Raw genomic sequence first — 23,420 nt, 5'->3', positions numbered from 1 at the left:
CGGGGCTTCGGTGTGGGATGCCGCCGGCTCAGTGGTTGCCGGCCGTGCTGTTGATCAGCTTGTCGGTGTAGGCGATGGCCAGGGCGCTGGCCAGGAAGGTGACGTGGATGATGGTCTGCCACATCAGCACTTTCACGTCGTAGCTGCCTGCGTTGATGAAGGTCTTGAGCAGGTGGATGGAGCTGATGCCGATGATGGACAGGGCCAGCTTCACCTTGAGGATGGAGGCGTTCACATGGCCCAGCCACTCGGGCTGGTCCGGGTGGCTGTCCAGGCCCAGGCGGCTGACGAAGGTTTCGTAGCCGCCCACGATGACCATGATCAGCAGGTTGGAGATCATCACCACGTCGATCAGCGCCAGCACCACCAGCATGATGATGGTTTCGTTGAGCGCGCCGATGGGCGCATCGTGCTTGTAGCCGATGCTGGTGATCAGCGCCTGCAGCGCTTCCTGGTTGCCGAAGGCGGCCTCGATCAGGTGCCACAGCTCCAGCAGGAAGTGCCAGACATAGACGCCCTGGGCGGCGATCAGGCCCAGGTACAGCGGCAGCTGCAGCCAGCGGCTGGCGAAGATCAGGGAGGGCAGGGGACGCAGGGGGGAGCCGGGGGCTCGGTTGGAGTTTTGCTGGCGGGCCATGGTGGTCGGTCGCGCTTGTCTTGCGTGGGGGCGTGGATGGGAGGGGACAATGGCCGTGGAAAACGGGCGCGCGATTTTAGCGGCGAAACAGGCCATTGCCGGTGACAGCCAGGAACTGCGGGGAATCCCCAGGTAGACGCGCCCAAGGGTGTTTCAGTCAGTGGCATGTAAGACCGGCCCCCGACAGTCACACCACAATTTTTATTTGGCCAGCCCAGGAGACAAGCAAGCATGAGCACCGCAACAGCATCCCCCATTGAATCGGTACTGGTGGAGAACCGGGTCTTCCCGCCGCCGGCAGACTTTGCCGCCAAGGCCCGTATCTCCGGCATGGAGCAGTACAAGGCGCTGTGCGCCGAGGCAGAGAACGACTACCAGGGCTTCTGGGCCCGCCTGGCGCGCGAGAACGTGGTCTGGTCCAAGCCCTTCACCCAGGTGCTGGACGACAGCAATCCCCCCTTCTTCCGCTGGTTCGCCGACGGCGAACTCAACGCCAGCGCTAATTGCCTGGACAAGCACATGGGCACGGACGTCGAGCACAAGACGGCCATCATCTTCGAGGCCGATGGCGGCGAGGTCACCAAGGTCAGCTACCGCGAGCTGCTGGAGCGCGTCTCGCAGTTCGCCAACGCGCTCAAGGCCCAGGGCGTGCAAAAGGGTGACCGTGTCCTGATCTACATGCCCATGACCATCGAGGGCGTGGTGGCCATGCAGGCCTGCGCGCGCATCGGCGCCACGCACAGCGTGGTGTTCGGCGGCTTCTCGGCCAAGGCGGTGCAGGAACGCATCGTCGACGTGGGCGCCGTGGCCGTGATCACCGCCAACTACCAGATGCGCGGCGGCAAGGAACTGCCGCTCAAGGCCATCGTGGACGACGCGCTGGCGCTGGGCGGCTGCGAGGCCGTGCGCCATGTCTTCGTCTACGAGCGCACGGCCACGGCCTGTGCCATGACGGCGGGCCGCGACAAGACCTTCGGCGAGATCCTGGCCGGCCAGAGCACGGAGTGCGCGCCCGTGGCCGTGGATTCCGAGCACCCGCTGTTCATCCTCTACACCAGCGGCTCCACCGGCAAGCCCAAGGGCGTGCAGCACTGCACGGGCGGCTACGTGCTGTGGGCCAAGCAGACCATGGAGTGGACCTTCGACCTCAAGCCCAGCGACGTGTTCTGGTGCACGGCCGACATCGGCTGGATCACGGGCCACACCTACGTGGCCTACGGCCCGCTGGCCGCTGGCGCCACGCAGATCGTGTTCGAGGGCGTGCCCACCTTCCCCAATGCGGGCCGCTTCTGGCAGATGATCGAGCGCCACGGCTGCACCATCTTCTACACGGCTCCCACGGCCATCCGCTCGCTGATCAAGGCCGCCGACAGCGATGCCGCCGTGCATCCGAAGAACTGGAACCTGTCCAGCCTGCGCCTGCTGGGCAGCGTGGGCGAGCCCATCAATCCCGAGGCCTGGATGTGGTACCACAAGCATGTGGGCGGCGAGCGCTGCCCCATCGTGGACACCTTCTGGCAGACCGAAAACGGGGGCCACGTGATCGCCCCCATGCCGGGTGCCACGCCGCTGGTGCCGGGTTCGTGCACGCTGCCGCTGCCGGGCATCATGGCCGCCATCGTCGACGAGACCGGCCACGAACTGCCCAACGGCGCAGGCGGCCTGCTGGTGGTCACCAAGCCCTGGCCCAGCATGATCCGCACCATCTGGGGCGACCCCGAGCGCTTCAAGAAGAGCTATTTCCCGGCCGAACTCGGCGGGCAGACCTATCTGGCAGGCGACGGCGCCGTGCGCAGCGAGGACCGGGGCTACTTCCGCATCACCGGCCGCATCGACGACGTGCTCAATGTCTCGGGCCACCGCATGGGCACGATGGAGATCGAATCGGCCTTGGTCGCCAAGACGGATCTGGTGGCCGAGGCCGCCGTCGTGGGCCGCCCCGACGACCTGACCGGCGAGGCCATCTGCGCCTTCGTGGTACTGAAGCGGGCACGCCCCACGGGCGAGGAAGCCAAGCAGATCGCCAAGGAGCTGCGCGACTGGGTGGCCAAGGAAATCGGCCCCATCGCCAAGCCCAAGGACATCCGCTTTGGCGACAACCTGCCCAAGACGCGCAGCGGCAAGATCATGCGCCGCCTGCTGCGCTCGATTGCCAAGGGCGAGGCCATCACCCAGGACACGAGCACGCTGGAGAACCCGGCCATCCTCGACCAGCTGGCCGAGACGAACTGAGGTCCGACACGACCGCCATGAAGAACCGGAGCCCTGGCTCCGGTTTTTTCTTGGCCGGACTGCGGGCGGCGCCCTGTCTTGCAGTCCTATTTTGTGTGGGCCGACAGCTCAGGCATGATGGTTGCGGTACAACCGAAGCTGTTGCTTTCACCACTGCCGAGGGAGGCCTTTCACCATGAATCTGAGAACCCTGTCGTTGCTGATCACCGTGGCCCTGATTGCGTTGCTGGCGGCATTCAACTGGAACACGCTGGCCGCGCCATCCGTCGTGTCGCTGGGCGTCACCGATGTCCAGGCGCCGCTGGGCGTGCTGATGCTGGCGCTGACCTGCCTGCTGGGCGTGTTCTTCGTCGCCTATGTGCTGTGGCTACAGGGCTCGGTGCTGATGGAGGCGCGCCGACACGCCAAGGAAATGCAGGCCCAGCGCGACCTGGCCGACAAGGCCGAGGCCTCGCGCTTCACCGAGCTGCGCACCGTGCTGGAAGACCTGCATGCGCGTGACAAGGAGGTGCTGATGGCGCGGCTGGATGCGCTGGAGGCCCATCTGGTGCAGCGCGCCCAGGAGTCGGACAACAGCACGGCCGCCTATGTGGGGCAGCTGGAGCAGCAGGTACGCCTGCACCAGCAGCCCGGCACGGGCGCTGCGGACTACAGGTAAGGGGGCCGGGCCCGGATTCACCGGCGGACCATGAAAAAACCGCGCGACTTGCGTTGCGCGGTTTTTTTGCGGGCCCTGAGGCGGGGCCCCGAAGGAAAGGCGGAGCCTACTTCAGCGACATCACCCAGGCGGCCAGCTTCTTGGCATCGGCTTCGTTGACCTGGGGGTTGGCGGGCATGGGAACCGGGCCCCAGACGCCGCTGCCGCCCTTCATGATCTTGCCTGCCAGCTTGTCCACGGCGTCCTTCTGGCCGGCGTACTTGGCGGCCACATCCTTGTAGGAGGGGCCCACCAGCTTCTTGTCCACTGCGTGGCATGCCATGCAGTTCTTGGAGGTGGCAAGTGCCTGATCGGCCATGGCGGGGGCCACGGCGGCGACGGTCAGGGCAAATGCGATCAATGTCTGCTTCATCATGAGTTCCTGGGGTGTTGTCGGGAATAATTATGCGAACCATTGTAGTGGGCGCGCATGCGTGATGCGTTACCTCGTGTGAAGCGCTTTGTGGCGAAGGAGAAGTGATGTATCTGTTGGGAATTGCGGTCCTGCTCACCCTGCTCAAGCTGGCCGATATCGAACCTGTCGCCACCTGGTCGTGGTACGTCATCCTGGGCGCCTATGGCTTGACGGCGGCCTGGTGGGCCTGGGCGGACATGTCGGGCTACACCAAGCGGCGCGCGGCCGACAAGATCGAGCAGCGGCGCCTGAAGCGCATCGAAAAGAACAAGGAAGCCATGGGCACGGGCACGCGTTCGCGCCGCTGATCGGATCTGAATTGCGCAGCAGGCTTCGCCGCAGGCGATGCCTGGGGTCTGCAAAGGGGCGGTCCACGCCGGCCGGGGCATTCCTGCGCCCCAGCGGTGCGGCGGGTGCTGCGCCATAATCTTCGCCCAGACCCTGGCCTTCCCCACAGGACCAGGGACGGACCGAGACGACAGACAACTGGATTGCCCATGCCCGCATACCGTTCCAAGACTTCCACCGGCGGCCGCAACATGGCTGGTGCGCGCGCCCTGTGGCGTGCCACCGGCATGAAGGATGGCGACTTCGACAAGCCCATCATCGCCATCGCCAATTCCTTCACGCAGTTCGTGCCCGGCCACGTCCACCTCAAGGACCTGGGCCAGCTGGTGGCGCGCGAGATCGAGGCCGCAGGCGGCGTGGCCAAGGAATTCAACACCATCGCCGTGGACGACGGCATTGCCATGGGCCACGACGGCATGCTGTATTCGCTGCCCAGCCGCGACATCATCGCGGACTCGGTGGAGTACATGGTCAACGCCCACTGCGCCGACGCGCTGGTGTGCATCTCCAACTGCGACAAGATCACCCCCGGCATGCTGATGGCCGCCATGCGGCTGAACATTCCCGTGATCTTCGTCTCGGGCGGCCCCATGGAAGCGGGCAAGACCAAGCTGGCCAATCCCACCACGCACACGCTGGAGTTCAAGAAGCTGGACCTGGTCGATGCCATGGTGATCGCGGCCGACTCCAACTACACCGACGAGCAGGTCGCCCAGGTCGAGCGCTCGGCCTGCCCCACCTGCGGTTCGTGCTCGGGCATGTTCACCGCCAACTCCATGAACTGCCTGACCGAGGCCCTGGGCCTGTCCCTGCCCGGCAACGGCACGGTGCTGGCCACGCATGCCGACCGCGAGGAACTGTTCAAGCGCGCCGGCCGCCGCATCGTCGAGCTGGCCCGCGAGTACTACGAGCAGGAAGACGCATCCGTGCTGCCGCGCTCGGTGGGCTTCAAGGCCTTCGAGAACGCGATGACGCTGGACATCGCCATGGGCGGCTCCACCAACACCATCCTGCACCTGCTGGCCATTGCCCGTGAAGCCGAGATCGACTTCACCATGGCCGACATCGATCGCCTCTCGCGCCAGGTGCCCCAGCTGTGCAAGGTCGCGCCCAACACGCAGAAGTACCACATCGAGGATGTGCACCGCGCCGGCGGCATCTTCGCCATCCTGGGCGAGCTGGCTCGCGCCGGAAAGCTGCACACCGACGTGCCCACCGTGCACGCCAAGACCCTGGGCGAAGGCCTGGCGCAGTGGGACATCACCACCACCCAGGACGAAGCCGTGCGGCACTTCTACCTGGCAGGACCGGCCGGCATCCCCACCCAGGTGGCCTTCAGCCAGAACACGCGCTGGCCCAGCCTGGACCTGGACCGTGCCGAAGGCTGCATCCGGTCCTACGAGCACGCCTTCTCCAAGGAGGGCGGCCTGGCCGTGCTGACGGGCAACATCGCCCTGGACGGCTGCGTGGTCAAGTCGGCCGGCGTGGACGAAAGCATCCATGTGTTCGAGGGCACGGCCCACGTGACCGAGTCGCAGGACGAGGCCGTGCAGAACATCCTGGACGACAAGGTCAAGGCCGGTGACATCGTCATCGTGCGCTACGAAGGCCCCAAGGGCGGCCCCGGCATGCAGGAAATGCTGTACCCGACCAGCTACATCAAGTCCAAGGGCCTGGGCAAGGCCTGCGCGCTGCTGACGGACGGGCGCTTCTCGGGCGGCACCTCGGGCCTGTCCATCGGCCACTGCTCTCCCGAAGCTGCCGCTGGCGGCGCCATCGGTCTGGTGAAGAACGGCGACCGCATCCGCATCGACATTCCCAACCGCAGCATCAACGTGCTGGTCTCCGACGAGGAACTGGCCCGCCGCCGCGCCGAGCAGGATGCCAAGGGCTGGAAGCCCGCCCAGCCGCGCCCGCGCAAGGTCTCGGCCGCGCTCAAGGCCTATGCCAAGCTGGTGATGTCGGCCGACAAGGGCGCCGTGCGCGACCTGTCGCTGCTGGACGACTGACACCGGGCTGCACCGCCGCCCGGCGGTGCGCACCCGATGGAAATGAAAAGGGATGGAAAGCCTTGCGGCTTTCCATCCCTTTTTCTTTTCTCTTCTCTCAGGCCCTCGAGGGCTCTTGTTTCATCGTGGGGCGACCGGCTTGCCGTTTCATCGTGGCTGCCGGTTCGGGCTTTCATCGTGGAGCAAACAGCCCACTCTCATTTATGGGAAGTGCCTGAAAAACTGGCGCGGCCAAAACAAGGGACAGCGAGCAAGGGCCGCCCCGCCGCGAGGCTGTCGTCCCCCTCCCGCGAAGCGAGAGAGGGGGAAGGCGCGAAGCGCCTCAGGGGGAGCTTCATTCAGGCCGGCTCGCCCATCTTGCTTTGCAGGTAGTTGGGCAGGCCGATCTTCTCGATCAGGCCCAGTTGCTTCTCCAGCCAGTAGGCGTGGTCTTCCTCGGTGTCGCGCAGCTGGGCCAGCAGCAGGTCGCGGCTGTTGTAGTCGCCGTGGCGCTCGCACAGGGCCATGGCCGAGCGCAGGCTGTCACGCACGCGGTATTCGGTGGCCAGGTCCTTGCGCAGCATCTCTTCGACGGTCTCGCCGGGCGTGAACTCGTGCGGGCGCATGTCGGGGCGGCCGCCCAGGAACAGGATGCGGCGCAGGATGGCGTCGGCGTGCTGGGTTTCCTCTTCCATCTCATGGCCGATGCGCTCGAACAGGCGCAGCAGGCCCTGGTCCTCGTACTGGCGCGAGTGGATGAAGTACTGGTCGCGTGCGGAAAGTTCGCCGCGCAGCAGCTCTATGAGGCATTCGATGACTTCTGGCTGGCCTTGCATGTTCTTCTTCTCCTGACTGTGTTGAACACCGCAAGTATCGCGTGAACCCCCGGATCGGCCAAAACGCCTGCCGCAATTCCCCGCAGGCCGCGCATTGCATGCATGCGCGACGCAGAAGCATTCGCATCGCCGCCGGTCTGGGTGGTGACGGGGCCTAGGGTAAACGCTGTATTGCTATGTCGAATAATAGTTATTTATCATAACGATTATGGATCCGAAGCATCGGTGTCCAACCCCCCATTTCCCTTTTGCACAAGGAAGCGCAATGAGCACCGAACGTACCGAAGAACAGACCGTGTCCTGCACCGTCGAAGGCCGCGTGGCCTGGGTGAAATTCAACCGCCCCGAAAAGCGCAACGCCATGAGCCCCCAGCTCAACCGCCAGATGATGCGCGTGCTCGACGACCTGGAGTTCCGTGACGACGTGGGCGTGGTCGTTCTGGCCGGTGAGGGCACGGCCTGGACTGCCGGCATGGACCTGAAGGAATACTTCCGCGAGACCGAGGCCACGGGCCTGGCCGGCACCCGCAAGGCCCAGCGCGAGAGCTATGGCTGGTGGCGCCGCCTGCGCTGGTTCCAGAAGCCGACCATCGCCATGGTCAACGGCTGGTGCTTCGGCGGCGGCTACGGCCCGCTGTTCGCCTGCGACCTGGCCTTTGCCTCGGATGACGCCAAGTTCGGCCTGTCCGAAATCAACTGGGGCATCCTGCCCGGCGGCGGCGCCTCCAAGGTGGCGGTGGAGCTGCTGTCCTTTCGCCGCGCCATGTACCACGCCATGCTCGGCGAGAACATCGACGGCCGCACGGCGGCCGAGTGGGGCCTGGTCAACGAATCCCTGCCGGCCGACCGCCTGCAGGCCCGCGTCACCGAAGTGGCCGAGGCCCTGCTGCAGAAGAACCCCATCGCCCTGAAGGCCACCAAGGACGCCATCCGCCGCGTGCGCGACATGAGCTACGACAACGCCGAGGACTATCTGGTGCGTGCCCAGGAAGCCGCCAACAGCTTCGACAACGAAGGCCGCAAGGAAGGCATGCGCCAGTTCCTGGACGACAAGACCTACAAGCCAGGTCTCGGAACCTACGACTTGAGCAAGCAAGTCACCCCCTGAGGCGCTTCGCGCCTTCCCCCTCTCTAACTCGCTTCGCGAGGGAGGGGGACGACACCCTCAGTGCGGGGCGGCGCGGCCGGCTTAGGCCCTTCCTCGGTGTCCCTCGCTTGGGCAGCGTCCACCACGCGCGGTAGGCCTCCCAGCTTTAATCATTGGAGACAAGAATGACAACGACAGAGATGGCGGCCGCCGTGCGGCCCGACATCGGCAGGCTGCTGAGGCCGCGTTCCATCGCCATCGTCGGCGCCTCGGCCACGCCGGGTGCGCTGGGCGCATCGGTGCTGGGCAATCTGGAGCGCAACGGCTTCGCTGGCGACATCCACCTGATCAATCCCAAGCGCAGCGAGATCGCCGGCCGGGCCTGCCTGGCTTCGGTGGACCAGCTGCCCGAGGGCGTTGACGTGGCCGTGCTGGCCATCCCCCAGCCCTTTGTGCTGGACACGGTGCGCGCGCTGGCGGCGCGGCGCGTGGGCGCGGTGGTGATTTTCTCGGCCGGCTTTGCCGAGGCAGGCGAGCGCGGCATGGCCGAGCAGCGCGAGATCGCACGCATCGCCGCCGAGGCCGGCATGGTGGTGGAGGGCCCCAACTGCCTGGGCTGCATCAACTACCTGCAGCGCGTGCCGCTGACCTTTGTCGAGGTGAATATCGACGCGCAGCAGGTCGATGCCGCGCGGCCCGCCATTGGCGTGGTCTCGCAAAGCGGCGCCATGATGACCGTGCTGTGCACCACGCTGGCCAGCCGCGCGCTGCCGCTGTCGCACGCCATCTCCACGGGCAACGAGGCCGCCAGCCATGCCGAGGACTATGTGGACTTCCTGCTGGAGCAGCCTTCCACGCGCGTGGTCGCCATGATCGTCGAGCAGTTCCGCCAGCCCGGGCGCATTCTGGCCGCCGTGGCCCGTGCGCGCAGCCTGGGCAAGTCGGTGGTGCTGCTGCATCCGGGCAAGAGCAGCGCGGCGCGCGCCTCGGCCGCCACGCACACCGGCGCCATGGCCGGCGACTATGCGCTGATGCGCACCAAGCTGGAACGCGCAGGCGCTGTGTTTGCCGAGACGCTGGAGGAGCTGGGCGACATTGCCGAGATCGCCATCCGCTGCCCGGTGCTGCCATTGGCTGGTGCAGCCGGTGCAGCAGCTGCAGCGGGAGTTGCCGTGCTGGGCGAGTCCGGCGCCTTCAAGGCGCTGACGCTGGACTGGGCCGAGGAGCTGGGCCTGGCACTGCCCGCCATCGGCGACGACGACTCGCCCGCGCTGCGGGCTGCGCTGCCCGAGTTCGTGGGCGTGAGCAACCCGCTGGACCTCACGGCCCAGGGCCTGGTCGAGCCGGACCTGTATTTCCGCACGCTGGATGCGCTGTTTGGCGATGCGCGCTTTTCCACCATCATCGTCGGCCTGATCCAGGGCGACCCGGTGACCTGCGGCATCAAGATGCCGCCCGTGCTGCGCGCCGTGCGCGAGCTGCGGCCGGCCAAGCCCGTCATCGTGGCGGGCCTGGACGAGGGCGCGGCCGTGCCTGCCGAGTTCATCGCCGAGATGCGTGCGCTGGGCGTGCCGTATTTCCCCAGCACCGAGCGTGCCCTGCGCGCCGTGCAGCGCCTGACCGCCTTCAGCCAGCGCAGTTTCGAGCGCACCGATGCCCAGCCCGTCGCGCTGGCCCTGCCCGCAGGCCGCACGGTGGTGCCCGAGTACGAATCCAAGGCCGTGCTGGCCCAGGCCGGCGTGCCGTTTGCGAAGGGCCGCCTGGCCACCTCGGCCGAGCAGGCCGTGGCGATTGCGGCGGAGATCGGCTGGCCCGTGGCGCTCAAGGCGCAGTCGGCCGACCTCAGCCACAAGAGCGATGCAGGCGGCGTGATCCTGAACATTGCCGATGCGCAGGCCATGGGCGAGGCCTGGAGCCGGCTGCATGCGAATGTGGCCGCCTATGACAGCGCCATTGCGCTGGACGGCGTGCTGATCGAGGCCATGGGCCAACGTGGCCTGGAGATGATCATCGGCGCGCGCAACGATCCGCAGTGGGGCCCGGTGATCCTGGCCGGCCTGGGCGGCGTGACGGCCGAGATCATGCGCGATGCGCGCCTGCTGGACGCCGACCTGTCCACCGGCGAGGTGCTGCGCGAGCTGGACCGGCTGCAGGGCGCGCCGCTGCTGCACGGCTACCGTGGCGCCCCGGCGCTGGACCGCCAGGCGCTGGCCGAACTCATCGTGCGCCTGGGCCAGGTGCTGCGCGGCACGCCGGCCATCCGCGAGATCGACCTCAACCCGGTCATCGTGCTGCCCGAAGGGCAGGGCGTGGTCGCGCTCGATGCGCTGATGCTGGTGGAGCACAGCGCGGGCTGATGCCCGCGCAAGGGCTGGCGCGGCGCGCCGGCCCTTTTCATGCGCAGCCCTGTCTCGCTTTCCCGCTTTCTTTTTTCCGCTTTCCCTTCCTCCACAGGAGGTCTCCATGAGCCTGCCTTACCCGCCGGGCCGCGTGTCCACGCCCGCGCCGGCCGAGTCGAACGGACTCGGCTATGCCTACTACGTCACCATCATCCTGCTGCTGGCCTACACCCTGTCCTTCGTGGACCGGCAGATCCTGGGCCTGCTGGTGCAGCCCATCAAGAAGGATCTGCAGCTGTCGGACTGGGTGTTCAGCATCGTCCACGGCTTTGCCTTCGCCATCTTCTACACCTTCGTCGGCATCTTCCTGGGGCGCCTGGCCGACCGCTGGAACCGCCGCAACCTCATCGTCATCGGCATGGCGATCTGGGTGGTGGCCACGGCGGCCGGTGGCTATGTCACGGGCTTTGTCTCGCTGTTCGTGGCGCGCATGTTCGTGGGCGTGGGTGAGGCGGCACTGTCGCCGGCGGCCTATTCCATGCTGGCCGACTACTTCCCGCCCGAGCGCCGCGCACGCGCCATGAGCATCTACACCTCGGGCGTGTACATCGGCTCGGCCACGGCCTTCATCGTGGGCGGCCTGGTCATCCAGGCCACCAGCCAGGCCGGCGAGGTGGTGTTCCCGCTGCTGGGCAGCTTCAAGCCCTGGCAGGCGGCCTTCATCTTCGTGGCCCTGCCCGGCATTCCGCTGGTGGCGCTGATGTACACCGTGCGCGAGCCGGTGCGCCGTGGCCTGCAGGCCCGGGCCGCGTCCGCCAAAGTGGCCGCGCCCGCGGGACCGGCGCCCGACCTGTCCCATGTGTTGCGCAACAAGCGCGCCTTCCTTCCGCTGCTGCTGGCGCCGGGCATCACGGCCATGATCACCTTCGGCGTCACGGCCTGGCTGCCGGCCACCTTCATCCGCCAGTGGGGCTGGACGCCCGGCGAGATCGGCCCGGCCTACGGCGTCATCATCCTGACCTTCGGCATTGGCGGCATGCTGCTCAGCGGCTTCCTGGCCGACTACCTCACGGCGCGCGGCAAGCAGGTGGGGTCGATCGTCATCTCGCTGGTGGCCACCGGCGTGCTCGTCATCACCGGCCTGGTGCTGGCCTTTGCGCCCACGCCCACGGTGGCCCTGGTGGCCGTGGCGGCCACCACCTTCTTCCTGGGCATGCCGGTGGCGCTGGCGCCGCCGATCCTGCAGGCGGTCACGCCCAACCAGCTGCGCGGCCAGGTGACTTCCATCTACCTGCTGCTGATCAACCTGATCGGGCTGGGCCTCGGTCCCTTCCTCGTGGCCTTTTTCACGGACTTCGTCTTCCATGACGAAAAGCTCGTGGGCCTGTCGCTGGGCCTGGTGTCCGCACTGGCCGCGCTGCTGTCCGTGCTGTGCCTGGCCAGCGCCATCGGTCCCTACCGCCGCCTGGTCGCGGCCACGGAGGGCCGGGCATGAGCGCGCAGGCATCACATTGCTCCCACTACCAGCCGCCGCTGCAGGACATCCGCTTCGTCCAGCAGCACTGGCTGGGCGCCGAGGGCGACTGGCGCCGCATGCCGGCCCACGAAGCCCTGGACCAGGAGACGGCCGACATGGTGGTCGAGGCGGCCGGGCGCTTTTGCGCCGACGTGCTGGCCCCGCTCAACGGCCCGGCCGACCTGCAGGGCTGCCGCTTGCAAGAGGGCAGGGTGCGCACGCCCGACGGCTTTCCCGCCGCCTATGCAGCCTTCGTGGAGGCAGGCTGGCCCGCACTGGCCTGCGCCCCCGACGCTGGCGGCCAGGGCCTGCCCCAGCTGCTGGACGCCGCGCTGCACGAAATGCTGGCCTCGGCCAACCATGGCTGGACCATGTATCCGGGCATCCTGCACGGCGCCTATGCCTGCCTGCACGCGCATGGCGACGAGCACCTGCGCGCCACCTACCTGCCCCACATCGTCAGCGGCCGCTGGCTGGCCACCATGTGCCTGACCGAGCCCCAGGCCGGCTCCGACCTGGGCCTGCTGCGCAGCCAGGCCAGGCCCCGGAGCGATGGCAGCTACAGCCTGGACGGCAGCAAGATCTTCATCTCGGGCGGCGACCAGGACATGAGCGAGAACATCGTCCACCTGGTGCTGGCGCGCCTGCCCGATGCGCCTGAGGGAACGCGCGGCCTGTCGCTGTTCCTGGCGCCGCGCGGCATTCCCCGGGACGACGGCAGCTTTCTGCCCAACGCCATCTACTGCGACGGCATCGAAAAGAAGATGGGCATCAAGGGCAGCGCCACCTGCGCCATGCGCTTCGAGGGCGCGCAGGCCTGGCTGGTGGGCCAGCCCCACCAGGGCCTGGCTGCCATGTTCGTGATGATGAACTCGGCCCGCCTGCACGTGGGCCTGCAGGGCCTGGGCCATGCCGAGATGGCCTGGCAGCTGGCGCGCGCCTATGCGGCCGAGCGACGCCAGATGCGCGCCCAGCCCCGGCCTGCCGATGCGCAGGGCCCCGCCGACCCCATCGCCCTGCAGCCGGCCGTGCAGCGCATGCTGGCCGACCTGCGCGTCTGGACCGAAGGCATGCGCGCCATTGCAGGCTGGGTGGCGCACCAGCTGGACCTGGCCGAACAGGCGCCGGATGCCGAGGAGCGCGCCCAGGCCCATGCGCTGGCCTCGCTGCTCACGCCCGTGGTCAAGTCCTTCTTCACCGAGCGGGGCTTTGCGCTGGCCAGCGAGGCGCTGCAGGTCTTCGGCGGCTACGGCTATGTGCACGAGTACCGTATCGAGCAGACGCTGCGCGATGCCCGCATCGCCATGATCTACGAAGGCACGAACCAGATCCAGGCGCTGGACCTGCTGCAGCGCAAGGTGGCCTCCAGCGGCGGTGCCGCGCTGGCGCCGCTGCTGAAGGTGCTGCGTGAAGAGGCCGATGCCTGCGACGCCGCGGGCATGGAGACCGGCTTTGCAGGCGCGCTGCGCAGCTGGGCCGAGCGCATGCAAGCGCTGACGGGCGAGCTGTGTACCGGCGCTGCCGGCGACAGGCAATTGCTGGCGCGTTGTGCCGAGGACTACTTGCGACTGGTCGGCACGCTGTGCATGGCCTTTGCCTGGGCACGCGCGGCGCGCGTCAGCCTGCCGCTGGCCGATCCGGCGCTGCGCCGCTCCAAGGCGGACAGCGCGGCCTGGTTCCTTGCGCATGGCCTGCTGGATGCGGAGCACTGGCTGCGCCGTACCGAGGCCGCTGCCCGTACGCCGCTGCCAGCCGCCGTGGCTTGAGCGGGCTGCCGGGGCTTTTATGATGGAACGCCGCACCGGCCCTGCAGAACCGCGGGCGCCGGTGCGGCCTTGCCTCGTTGCGCCTTCTTCCTCTTCCGGATCCGTGTCCATGGACAGCTCCTTCGAACCCGCCGTCGACCAGTCGCGCCTGCAGCGCTTTCTGGGCTACCGCCTCACGCGCGCGGAAATCCACATCCACAAGCTGTTTGCGCGGCGCGTGGCCGAACTGGACCTCAAGCCCAGCGAGTTCTCCATCCTGGTGCTCATCCACGCCAACCCGGGCATCTACCTGCGCCAGCTGGGCGAGGCGCTGGACATCTCGCCCTCCAACCTGGTGCCCGTGGTCGAGCGCCTGGTGCAGCGCGGCCTCATCGGGCGCCAGCCCGATCCGCGCGACCGCCGGCTGCAGCAGCTGCACCTGACGGACGACGGCAGCGCACTGCAGGCGCGGGCCGAAGGCGTGGTGGTGCAGCTGGAAGACGAACTGGAGCAATTGCTCACCGCCACCGAGCAGCGCCATCTGCTGTCTGCCCTGGACAAGCTCACGGCCATCCAGGAAGGCCCGCAAGGCTGAGCGGGCGGGACGCCATCTTTCCAACCCCTGGCCGGCGCCGGCCATGCGGCGCTGCGGCACAATGCCGACCATGCTGATGTACCCGCAGATCGATCCCGTGGCCCTGCAGATCGGGCCCCTCGCCGTGCACTGGTACGGCCTGACCTATCTGGCCGCCTTCGGCCTCTTCCTCTGGCTGGGAACGCGCAGGCTGCGCCACCCGCCCTTCGTGCGCATGCAGGGCGACCGCGCCTGGACGCGCAAGGACGTGGAAGACATTCTTTTCCTGGGCGTGCTCGGCGTGGTCGTCGGCGGGCGGCTCGGCTATTGCCTGTTCTACAAGCCCGGCTACTACCTCAGCCATCCGCTGGAAATCTTCTACGTCTGGCAGGGCGGCATGAGCTTTCATGGCGGGCTGATCGGCGTCATCGGCTCCATGGTCTGGTTCGCGCGCTCGCGCGCACGCTCGTGGCTGGAGGTGGCCGACTTCGTCGCGCCCTGCGTGCCCACGGGCCTGGCGGCGGGCCGTGTCGGCAACTTCATCAATGGCGAACTGTGGGGCCGCTTTGCCAGTCCCGAGCTGCCCTGGGCCATGGTCTTCCCGCAAAGCGGCTCCATGCTGCCGCGCCATCCTTCGCAGGTCTACCAGTTCCTGCTCGAGGGCCTGCTGCTGTTCGTGCTGCTGTGGCTGTATGCACGCAAGGAGCACAAGCCGGGCCAGGTGGCGGCGGTCTTCCTGACCGGCTATGGTGCCTTCCGCTTCATTGCCGAGTACTTCCGCGAGCCTGACGACTTCCTGGGCCTGCTGTCGCTGGGAATGAGCATGGGCCAGTGGCTGTGCGTGCCCATGGTGATCGGCGGCATTGCCATGTGGCTCTGGGCGGCGGGGCGTCCGGCCTATCCGGCCCATGCGGGCAAGCCGGCCTGAACCTGGCTGGACACAATGCGAAGCGGGCCCTGGGCCCGCTTTCTTTTTGGCGTGGCGCGCGCGTGCTGGGGATTGCCCGAAGACAAGAACGCGACATCGGCGTACACGCGCTGGCGTACAGACTCCCATAATGTGAGCAGCAAGGGATTGTCATTGGCCCGTTGGCGGCATGACAGTCCCGTGACCGCTTGATATGGAGGAGTGTCTGAATGGGTCTGGCTACCGACTGGATTGCCCGCAATGTGTCCCGCTTTCGCAGCACCGAGGCCGCTGCGCCTGCAAAAAAGGCCGAAGGCGATGCAGCCAAGGCTCCCGCGCCGCGCGGCACGGCCCAGCGCCTGCAGGCCACCCTGCGCCGAGGCCAGGAAGTGCTGTCCCCGCGCGAGTTGCGCAAGCTCATGGAAGACCTGCAGGCTGCCGCCGACGCAGCGCTCAGCGATGTCGAGGGCGGCCGCCACGCGCAGCAGCTGATGGACTGGTATGCCCAGGCCGAACTGCCGGCGCGCCAGGATTTCTGGGCGCTGATCGTCGAGCAGTTCGGCCCCGACACCGACGCCTTGATGACCGCACGCAAGCGCTATGACACGGCCACCAGCGACGCCGAGCGCGGCCATGCCGAGATGGATCTGCGCCGCGCGCTGATGTCGCCGCGCACGCGGCTGCTGCAGCGGTTTGCCCAGCCCCAGGGCGGCATGGGCTTTCTGGTGGACCTGCGTGCCGAACTGCTGGCACTGCCCAAGGCGGAGCAGCAGCGCTTTTCCGCGCTGGATGCCGAGCTGGAGCATCTGTTTTCCACCTGGTTCGACGTGGCCCTGCTGGAGCTGCGCCGCCTGAGCTGGGACTCGCCGGCCTCGCTGATCGAAAAGCTCATCCAGTACGAGGCCGTGCACGACATCCGCAGCTGGGCCGATCTCAAGAACCGCCTCGACAGCGACCGCCGCTGCTACGGCTTCTTTCACCCCCGCATGCCCACCGTGCCGCTGATCTTCGTGGAGGTGGCGCTGGTGGACAAGATGTCCGACAGCATTGCCCCACTGCTGGACGAGACCGCCGCAGCCTCCGACCTGGGCCGCGCCACCACGGCCATCTTCTACTCCATCAGCAACACCCAGACCGGCCTGCGTGGCGTGAGCTTCGGCGACTCGCTGATCAAGCATGTGGTGGAGACGCTGACGGGCGAATTCCCCCGGCTGCGCCATTTCGCCACGCTGTCGCCCATTCCGGGCCTGCGCGCCTGGATCGCCAAGCACGGCGACGCCATCCTGGAGAAGATGGACGAGCGCCAGCGCAAGGCCTTCGAGCTCAAGGCCGGCGGCATGGGGGCCGAGCACCTGCTGGCGGCGCTGGATGCGCCGCAGGATCTCAAGCCCGACGCGCCCGTGCGCCGCGCCCTGCTGTTCTGCGCTGCCCACTATCTTGGGCGCGAGACGGCCAAGGGCCGGCCGCTGGACCCGGTGGCGCGCTTTCACCTGGGCAACGGCGCGCGCGTGGAGCGGCTCAACTGGGCGGCCGACCTGTCGGCCAAGGGGCTCAAGCAGTCGCTGGGCCTGATGGTCAACTATCTCTACGACCTCAAGCGCCTGGACAAGCATCGCGGCCTGCTGGCGCAGGGCCGCATACCGGTGTCCTCGGACATCGAAGCCCTGTGCAAATGAAAAGGGGCGCGGCGCAGGCCGTGCCCCTTTTCTTGCACAGGGATTGCTGCGCCTGACAACGAAGACAGCCTCAAAGAGGCGACAAGGAGACAAGTCATGCAAGCTTCCCACCCCACGGGGCGGCGCGCGGTGTTGCGCGCGGCCGGGGCCTCGATGGCCGCGCTGGCCCTGCCCATGGCAGCCCGCGCCGCGACGGACTGGCCGTCCAAACCCGTGAACCTGGTCGTGCCGTTTCCGGCCGGCGGCGGCACCGATGCCTTTGCCCGCCCGTTCTCGGCCCAGTTCGCCAAGAGCGCGGGCAAGACCCTGGTGATCGACAACCGCGGCGGCGCAGGCGGCACCCTGGGCGCCAGCTACGCGGCCAAGCTGGCGCCGGACGGCTACAACTTCTTCATGGGCGGCACCCACCATGTGATTGCGCCGTCCATGTACCCCCGCCTGGACTATGACCTGGAGCGCGACTTCGTCGCGCTGGCCCTGCTGGCCAGCGTGCCCCAGGTGCTGGTGGTCAACCCGCGCAACGTGCCGGGCAAGACCGTGCAGGAGCTGCTGGCCGACCTGCGCAAGCGGCCGGGCAAGCTCAACTACGCCTCGGCGGGCGCGGGCACATCGCACCATCTGGCCGGAGAGCTGTTCAAGCTGCAGACCAATACCTTCATCACCCACATTCCCTATCGGGGCGCAGGCCCGGCGCTGCAGGACCTGATCGCCGGCAATGTGGACATGATGTTCGACGGCCTGGGCTCCTCGGCCCAGCACATCAAGAGCGGACGCATCCGTGCGCTGATGGTCTCGGGCGACAAGCGCAACCCCGCCTTCCCCGACGTGCCCTGCGCGGCCGAGTCCGGCCTGCCCGACTACACGGTCACCACCTGGTACGGCCTGTGGGCGCCCAAGGGCACGCCGCAGGCGGTGCAGGCCCAGGTCATCGACCAGGTGCAGCGCATAGGCTCGGCCGAAGAGATCAAGTCCATCTGGGCGCGCAACGGCGCCGACTACGGCGGCATGAACCAGCAGCAGTTCGCGGCCATGGTGCATGGCGAGATCGCGCGCTGGGCCCAGGTGGTCAAGGCCTCGGGCGCCAAGCTGGAGTAGCGGACGAGGGGCCGGTCAGGGCGGGGGCAGGGCGGCGGCATGCGCGTGCATGTCACCACCCTGTCACGGGCCTTGGCTACGGTCCATCCCTTCTGAGATCCATCCTGGGAGGGAATATGAACAAGGCAGACAAGGTCCGCTCGCCCGCATCCGTGCTGCTCGCGCTGGTCCTGGCTTTCGGCACGGCCACGGGCCTGGCAGGCTGCGGCGGCAGCGACGACGGCCCCGAGACCATCGGCTCGCTGCGGCTGATCGGCGACTACAGCATCAAGACCAAGACACTGTTCGACGGCGTGGAGTTCGGCGGCATCTCCGGCCTGGACCGCGCGCCCGATGGCAGCTACTGGGCCATCTCCGATGAGCGCGGCGGCGAGCGCGGCACGCCGCGCTTCTACAACCTGGGCATTCAGTTCGATGACAAGGCCATCCAGGCCGTGACCATCCGCAAGATGGTCACGCTCAAGGGCCGCGACGGCCAGCCCCTGCCCGGCACGCGCCGCACCGTGGACCCCGAAGGCATCCGCGTGGCGCCCAACGGCAACCTCTACGTGTCCAGCGAGGGCAACTTCAGCACCGACCCCGCCAGCCTGTTCCAGCCCTTCGTGCGCGAGATCAGGGTGGACGGCAGCTTCGTGCGCGACTTCGAGACGCCTGCGGCCTTCAACTACGTGGACAACACCACCAGCGGAGGGCGCAACAACAAGCTGTTCGAGGCCCTGGCCGTCACGCCCGACGGCAGCGTGTTCACGGCCAACGAGGATGCGCTGGTGGAAGACGGCCCCCTCACCACGCTGGCGGCGGGCAGCGTGGTCCGCGTCCTCAAGCTCGATCCGGCCACGGGCAAGTCCGGCGCGCAGTACGTCTACCAGCTGCCGAAGATTCCGCTGGACAAGGCCGCCAGCGGCAGCTTTCCGCCGGACAACGGCCTGCCCGAGCTGCTGGCGGTCTCCAACCACGAGTTCATCGCCATCGAGCGCGCCTTTGCCGACGGCGTAGGCAACACCATCCGCCTGACGCGCGCCACCATCGAGCCGGACACCACCGATGTGCGCAGCTTCAAGAGCCTGGTGGGCGCCAGCTACAAGCCCATGAAGCGCGAGCTGCTGCTGGAGATGCCCGTGACCTACCAGGGCGTCAAGCTGGACAACATCGAAGGCATCTCCTGGGGCCCGCGCCTGGCCAACGGCAACCGCACCCTGGTGCTGGTGGCCGACAACAACTTCGCGGACAACCAGGTCACGCAGTTCCTGGCCTTCGAAGTGCGGCCCTGAGCCCTCTTCGGGCTACCTTGACTTGCGCGGGCGCTCGTACCCCACCTGCGCGGGCGCGCCCAGCACCATGTCGGTGAAGGCGCTGCCGCCTGCGCAGATGTGCTGGCGCATGGCCTCGGCGGCCACCTCCGCCTGGCCCGCGCAGATCGCAGACACCACGGCCACGTGCTCCTGCTGCGAGCGCGCCAGGCGGCCCGGCTTCTCGAACATCCGGCCCCGGTAGGGCGTGATGCGCAGCCGCAGCAGCCGGGTCTGTTCCACGATGAAGTCGTTGCCGCTGGCCTCGTATATCAGTTCGTGCAACTGCATGTTGGCCTGCACATAGCCTTGGGCATCCTGCGCCTGGGCGCAGGCGGCGGTGTGCGCCAGCGCCGCCTGCAGCCGCTCGCGCAGCTGCGCATGGATGCGCGTGGCGGCCAGCCGGGCCAGCACGCCTTCCAGCTCGGCCAGGCCTTCCATCATGGCCACCAGCTCGCGCGCATCCAGGCGCCGCACATAGATGCCCGAGCGCGGAACGATCTCCACCAGCCCCTTGGCCACCAGCAGCAGCAGCGCCTCGCGCACGGGCGTGCGCGAGGCGCCGAAGCGCTCGCACAGGGCCGGCTCGTCGATGGCATCGCCGGGCTGCATGGCGCCTGAGCGCAGCTCGTCTTCCAGCGATTGCCGTATACGCTCCTGCAGGCTGGACGTGGCCGGGGTTTTCTCCAATGGCTGCTTGGCTGGAAGCATTTTCTAATTCAAATATATCTGATTGACTGACTGATACATATGACACCCAGACTCGACATCCAGGATCACCTGGCCACCATCACGCTGCAGCGCCCCGAAGCGGCCAACAAGCTGGCCCCCGAAGACCTGGGCACGCTGGTCGCGCATGTGGAGCTTATCAACCGCCGCGACGATGTGCGCGTGGTGGTGCTGCGCAGCGAGGGCAAGTACTTTTGCAGTGGATATGATATATCAGAGATCCAAGGCAGCCAGACCGAGGGCAGCAGCTTCGGCGAGATGGTGGACGCCATCGAGCAATGCCGCGCCGTGACCGTGGCCGCCATCCACGGCGGCGTCTACGGCGGTGCCACCGACATGGCCCTGGCCTGCGACTTTCGCGTGGGCAGCACGGCGGCCGAAATGTTCATGCCGGCCGCGCGCCTGGGCCTGCATTTCTACGCGGGCGGGCTGGAGCGCTATGTCTCGCGCCTGGGCCTGGACACGGCCAAGCGGCTGTTCCTGACCTGCGAGCGCATCCAGGCCCCGGAGATGAAGGCCTGCGGATTCCTCACCCATCTGGCCGAACCCGCCGCCTTCGACGCGGCCGTGGCCCAGCTCACCGGCACGCTGGCCGCCATGGCGCCCATCCCTTTGTTCGGCATGAAAAAGCACCTGAACCTGATCGCGCGCGGCCGCCATGACGTGGCCGAGATCACGCGCGAGGTGCAGCGCAGCATCGCCTCCGAAGACCTGCAGGAAGGCGGCCGGGCCTGGCGCGAGAAACGCAGCCCGGAGTTCAAGGGGCGCTGAACCGCATCCTCCCGCATACACGCAGATTGCCCGTGGTGCTGCCTACCGCCCACAGCCCACGGAACCGGCGCGGCCCAACTCGGGGACACCGAGGAAGGACCGCTCCCGCACCGAGGGTGTCGTCCCCCTTTGGGGGAAGGCGCGCAGCGACTCAGGGGGTATCAATAAAGAGGAGACAAGCCATGTTCAAGCGTTTTGCACTGTCGTTGCTGCTGGCCGGATTGGCCGGTGGCGCGATGGCCCAGTCCTATCCCGCCCGGCCCGTCACGCTGGTCGTGGGATTTCCTCCCGGCGGCGGCGCCGACGCGGTGGCGCGCATCGTGGCCGACAAGGTCGGCAAGATCCTGGGCCAGCCCCTGCTGGTGGACAACCGCCCGGGCGCCGGCACCACGCTGGCCTCCGAGCATGTGGCGCGTGCAGCGCCCGACGGCTACACGCTGCTGCTGGGCAGCGCCAACATCTATGGCTCAGACCAGCTGCTCTACAAGAGCGCTCGCTATGAGGGCGCGCGCAATTTCACGGGCATCACGCGCTGGAGTTCGGCCCCCATGCTGCTGGCCGTGCGCAAGGATTTTCCGGGCCAGAGCGTGGGCGATCTGGTGGCGCTGGCGCGCAGCCAGCCCGACAAGCTCAGCTATTCCTCCTCGGGCGCAGGCGTGATCACGCACCTGGCCACGCTGTCGTTCGCGGGCGCCAGCGGCGGCCTGCGCATGCTGCATGTGCCGTTCAAGGGCGGGGCGCCATCGATACAGGCCGTGGCCGCTGGCGATGTGGACCTGACCTTCGGCACGCCGCCCTCCGTGCTGCCGCTGGCCCAGGCGGGCAAGCTGCGCATGCTGGCCGTGAGCACGGCCGAACGCTCGCCGCTGTTCCCCGATCTGCCGGGCATGAAGGAGTCCGGCGTGCCGGGCTTTGACTACACGTTCTGGTTCGGCCTGTTCGCCCCGGCGGGTCTGCCCGAGGACGTGGCGAAGAAGCTGTTCGATGCCAGCACCAAGGCGCTGGAAGACCCCGATGTGAAGGCCAGGCTGGCCAAGCAGGGCAATCTGGCCGCGCCCTCGGCATCCCTAGAGGAATTCCGTGCCTGGGCCCTGAAGGAAGGGCAGGAGTCCAAGGCCCTGACCCAGCGTTCCGGCGCCGGGCTGCAGTGAGACCCCCCCTGAGGCGCCACGTGCCTTCCCCCTCTCGCTTCGCGGGGGCGACGACACCCTCGGTGCGGGAGCGGCCCTTCCTCGGTGTCCTGGTCTTGGGCCCCGCCGGTCCCACGGGTTGTGGGTGTCGCATCAAGCAATAGATAACGATATGGAAATCCCTATGAATGAACAAGCCACGGGCCTGCCGCTGCAAGGCCTTACCGTCATCGACCTCACGCGCGTGCTGGCCGGTCCCATGTGCACGCAGATGCTGGCCGACCTGGGCGCGCGCGTGATCAAGGTGGAGCAGCCCGGCACGGGCGACGATGCGCGCGGCATCGGACCGTTCGTGGACGGGGGCTCGGCCTATTTCCTCTCGGTCAATCGCAACAAGGAGTCGATTGCGCTGGACCTCAAGCAGCCTCAGGACCGCGAGGTCTTCGAGCGCCTGCTGCAAGGCGCCGATGTGCTGGTCGAGAACTTTCGCCCCGGCACCATGGACAAGCTCGGCTATGGCTGGGAGACCCTGCATGCACGCCATCCCCGGCTGGTGATGACCTCGGTCTCGGGCTTTGGCCAGACGGGGCCCTACAGCGGCTTTCCCGCCTACGACATGGTGGTGCAGGCCATGAGCGGCATGATGAGCGTGACCGGCCACCCGGACGCCGGGCCCTGCCGCGTGGGCGTGTCCATCGGCGACCTGGGCGCGGGCCTGTACGCGGTCATCGGCACACAGGCGGCCTTGATGCGCCGCTCGCGCACGGGGCAGGGCGAGCGCGTCGATGTCTCCATGCTCGACTGCCAGGTGGCCTTGCTGGAGAACCCCGTGGCCCGCCTGGGCGCGCTGGGCAGCGTGCCGGGGCCTATCGGCACGCGGCATCCCTCCATGGCGCCCTTCGATGTGTTCGCGGCGCAGGACGGCTGGTTCGTCATCGCCGTGGGCAGCGATGCGCTGTTTCGCAAGCTCTGCGGCCTGCTGCAATTGCCCGAACTGGCACAGGACGCGCGCTTTGCCGGCAATGCCCTGCGCTGCGAGCACCAGGCCGAGCTCAAGGCCGCGCTGCAGGCGCGCCTGCGGGACAGTCCCAGGGCGCATTGGCTGGGGTTGCTCACTGATAATGGCATCCCGGCGGGGGAGTACAACAGCGTGGCCGACATCGTCGAGCACCCCCAGGTGCGCGAGCGCGGCATGCTGGCCCAGGTGCAGACCCCCAGCGGCCAGACGCTGCGCGTGGCGGGCAATCCCTTGCAGGCCTCGCTCGGCCAGCCCCTGGTGCGCAGGCAGCCGCCCGCGCTGGACGCGGACCGCGAGCGCATCCTGCGCGAGCTGTCCGTGGCGCCGCCTTCGCCAATCCATGAACGTGCCTGAGATTTCCCGGTCCCCAGCGGATTCTTCCTTCTTCTTC

20 protein-coding genes are annotated in these 23,420 nt (G+C 67.8%); 16 read left to right on the top strand and 4 right to left on the bottom strand.

The features are described 5' to 3' along the window. Positions 1 to 28 precede the first annotated feature (28 nt). Entirely contained in the window at positions 29 to 637 is a 609-nt protein-coding gene (locus tag ACF8ME_RS00850; RefSeq protein ID WP_016445176.1) for a TIGR00645 family protein, read from the bottom strand. A 231-nt stretch (positions 638 to 868) separates the two neighbouring features. Here ACF8ME_RS00850 and acs point away from each other — a divergent pair, with 231 nt between their 5' ends. Then, positions 869 to 2,869, top strand: coding sequence for an acetate--CoA ligase (acs, locus tag ACF8ME_RS00845; RefSeq protein WP_047327117.1), 2,001 nt, complete (start codon positions 869 to 871; stop codon positions 2,867 to 2,869). A 175-nt stretch (positions 2,870 to 3,044) separates the two neighbouring features. Continuing rightward, positions 3,045 to 3,527 (top strand): hypothetical protein, encoded by a 483-nt coding sequence (locus tag ACF8ME_RS00840; protein WP_016445178.1) that lies wholly within the window; start codon positions 3,045 to 3,047, stop codon positions 3,525 to 3,527. A gap of 106 nt (positions 3,528 to 3,633) precedes the next feature. On the opposite strand, the gene ACF8ME_RS00835 is transcribed toward ACF8ME_RS00840, so the two are convergent. Next, positions 3,634 to 3,939, bottom strand: coding sequence for a c-type cytochrome (locus ACF8ME_RS00835; protein WP_016445179.1), 306 nt, complete (start codon positions 3,937 to 3,939; stop codon positions 3,634 to 3,636). Positions 3,940 to 4,046: 107 nt separating this feature from the next. Here ACF8ME_RS00835 and ACF8ME_RS00830 point away from each other — a divergent pair, with 107 nt between their 5' ends. Together ACF8ME_RS00830 and ilvD are read left to right on the top strand one after the other, a co-directional pair. Beyond that, entirely contained in the window at positions 4,047 to 4,289 is a 243-nt protein-coding gene (locus ACF8ME_RS00830) for a TIGR04438 family Trp-rich protein (RefSeq protein WP_016445180.1), read from the top strand. A 189-nt stretch (positions 4,290 to 4,478) separates the two neighbouring features. Further along, entirely contained in the window at positions 4,479 to 6,338 is a 1,860-nt protein-coding gene (ilvD, locus tag ACF8ME_RS00825) for a dihydroxy-acid dehydratase (RefSeq protein WP_016445181.1), read from the top strand. A 338-nt stretch (positions 6,339 to 6,676) separates the two neighbouring features. On the opposite strand, the gene bfr is transcribed toward ilvD, so the two are convergent. Further along, the gene (gene bfr, locus ACF8ME_RS00820) at positions 6,677 to 7,153 is read right to left on the bottom strand and encodes a bacterioferritin (RefSeq protein WP_016445182.1); all 477 of its coding nucleotides are present in this window, start codon (positions 7,151 to 7,153) and stop codon (positions 6,677 to 6,679) included. A 265-nt stretch (positions 7,154 to 7,418) separates the two neighbouring features. On the opposite strand from bfr, the gene ACF8ME_RS00815 reads away from it, so the two are divergent. From ACF8ME_RS00815 to ACF8ME_RS00775, 9 genes are all read left to right on the top strand, one after another. Beyond that, positions 7,419 to 8,261: a p-hydroxycinnamoyl CoA hydratase/lyase gene (locus ACF8ME_RS00815; RefSeq protein ID WP_016445183.1), complete on the top strand. Its 843-nt coding sequence runs from the start codon at positions 7,419 to 7,421 to the stop codon at positions 8,259 to 8,261. 164 nt (positions 8,262 to 8,425) lie between these two features. Next, positions 8,426 to 10,597, top strand: coding sequence for an acetate--CoA ligase family protein (locus ACF8ME_RS00810; RefSeq protein ID WP_392414915.1), 2,172 nt, complete (start codon positions 8,426 to 8,428; stop codon positions 10,595 to 10,597). A gap of 106 nt (positions 10,598 to 10,703) precedes the next feature. After that, positions 10,704 to 12,074, top strand: a complete 1,371-nt coding sequence (locus ACF8ME_RS00805; RefSeq protein WP_016453086.1) for an MFS transporter — start codon at positions 10,704 to 10,706, stop codon at positions 12,072 to 12,074. Next, complete coding sequence (locus ACF8ME_RS00800; RefSeq protein WP_392414913.1) at positions 12,071 to 13,861, top strand: acyl-CoA dehydrogenase; 1,791 nt, start codon at positions 12,071 to 12,073, stop codon at positions 13,859 to 13,861. Before ACF8ME_RS00805 ends, ACF8ME_RS00800 begins: the two co-directional genes overlap by 4 nt. 109 nt (positions 13,862 to 13,970) lie before the next feature. After that, positions 13,971 to 14,435, top strand: a complete 465-nt coding sequence (locus ACF8ME_RS00795; protein WP_016445187.1) for a MarR family winged helix-turn-helix transcriptional regulator — start codon at positions 13,971 to 13,973, stop codon at positions 14,433 to 14,435. A 61-nt stretch (positions 14,436 to 14,496) separates the two neighbouring features. Further along, the gene (gene lgt, locus ACF8ME_RS00790; RefSeq protein ID WP_223275185.1) at positions 14,497 to 15,342 is read left to right on the top strand and encodes a prolipoprotein diacylglyceryl transferase; all 846 of its coding nucleotides are present in this window, start codon (positions 14,497 to 14,499) and stop codon (positions 15,340 to 15,342) included. A 209-nt stretch (positions 15,343 to 15,551) separates the two neighbouring features. Next, positions 15,552 to 16,997, top strand: a complete 1,446-nt coding sequence (locus tag ACF8ME_RS00785; RefSeq protein ID WP_016445189.1) for a malonyl-CoA decarboxylase — start codon at positions 15,552 to 15,554, stop codon at positions 16,995 to 16,997. A gap of 96 nt (positions 16,998 to 17,093) precedes the next feature. Further along, a complete protein-coding gene (locus ACF8ME_RS00780) occupies positions 17,094 to 18,092 on the top strand; it encodes a tripartite tricarboxylate transporter substrate binding protein (protein WP_026062480.1) in 999 nt (332 codons plus the stop codon). 116 nt (positions 18,093 to 18,208) lie between these two features. Then, positions 18,209 to 19,363 carry an esterase-like activity of phytase family protein gene (locus ACF8ME_RS00775; protein ID WP_043789635.1) on the top strand — a complete coding sequence of 385 codons (1,155 nt, stop codon included), beginning with the start codon at positions 18,209 to 18,211 and terminating at the stop codon, positions 19,361 to 19,363. A 12-nt stretch (positions 19,364 to 19,375) separates the two neighbouring features. Here the strand turns inward: ACF8ME_RS00775 and ACF8ME_RS00770 are convergent, their stop codons facing one another. Next, positions 19,376 to 20,092, bottom strand: a complete 717-nt coding sequence (locus tag ACF8ME_RS00770) for a GntR family transcriptional regulator (RefSeq protein ID WP_209802920.1) — start codon at positions 20,090 to 20,092, stop codon at positions 19,376 to 19,378. Positions 20,093 to 20,131: 39 nt separating this feature from the next. Here ACF8ME_RS00770 and ACF8ME_RS00765 point away from each other — a divergent pair, with 39 nt between their 5' ends. From ACF8ME_RS00765 to ACF8ME_RS00755, 3 genes are all read left to right on the top strand, one after another. Further along, entirely contained in the window at positions 20,132 to 20,881 is a 750-nt protein-coding gene (locus tag ACF8ME_RS00765) for an enoyl-CoA hydratase/isomerase family protein (protein WP_017405751.1), read from the top strand. A gap of 182 nt (positions 20,882 to 21,063) precedes the next feature. Then, on the top strand, positions 21,064 to 22,032 hold the full coding sequence (locus ACF8ME_RS00760) for a tripartite tricarboxylate transporter substrate binding protein (protein ID WP_016453082.1): 969 nt from the start codon (positions 21,064 to 21,066) through the stop codon (positions 22,030 to 22,032). 163 nt (positions 22,033 to 22,195) lie between these two features. Next, the gene (locus ACF8ME_RS00755) at positions 22,196 to 23,383 is read left to right on the top strand and encodes a CaiB/BaiF CoA-transferase family protein (RefSeq protein WP_047327122.1); all 1,188 of its coding nucleotides are present in this window, start codon (positions 22,196 to 22,198) and stop codon (positions 23,381 to 23,383) included. Positions 23,384 to 23,420: the final 37 nt, after the last annotated feature.

Source organism: Delftia sp. WSY_7 (assembly GCF_043104845.1).
GTDB classification, from domain to species: Bacteria; Pseudomonadota; Gammaproteobacteria; order Burkholderiales; family Burkholderiaceae_C; genus Comamonas; species Comamonas tsuruhatensis.
This window is presented reverse-complemented; position numbering and strand designations above follow the sequence as displayed.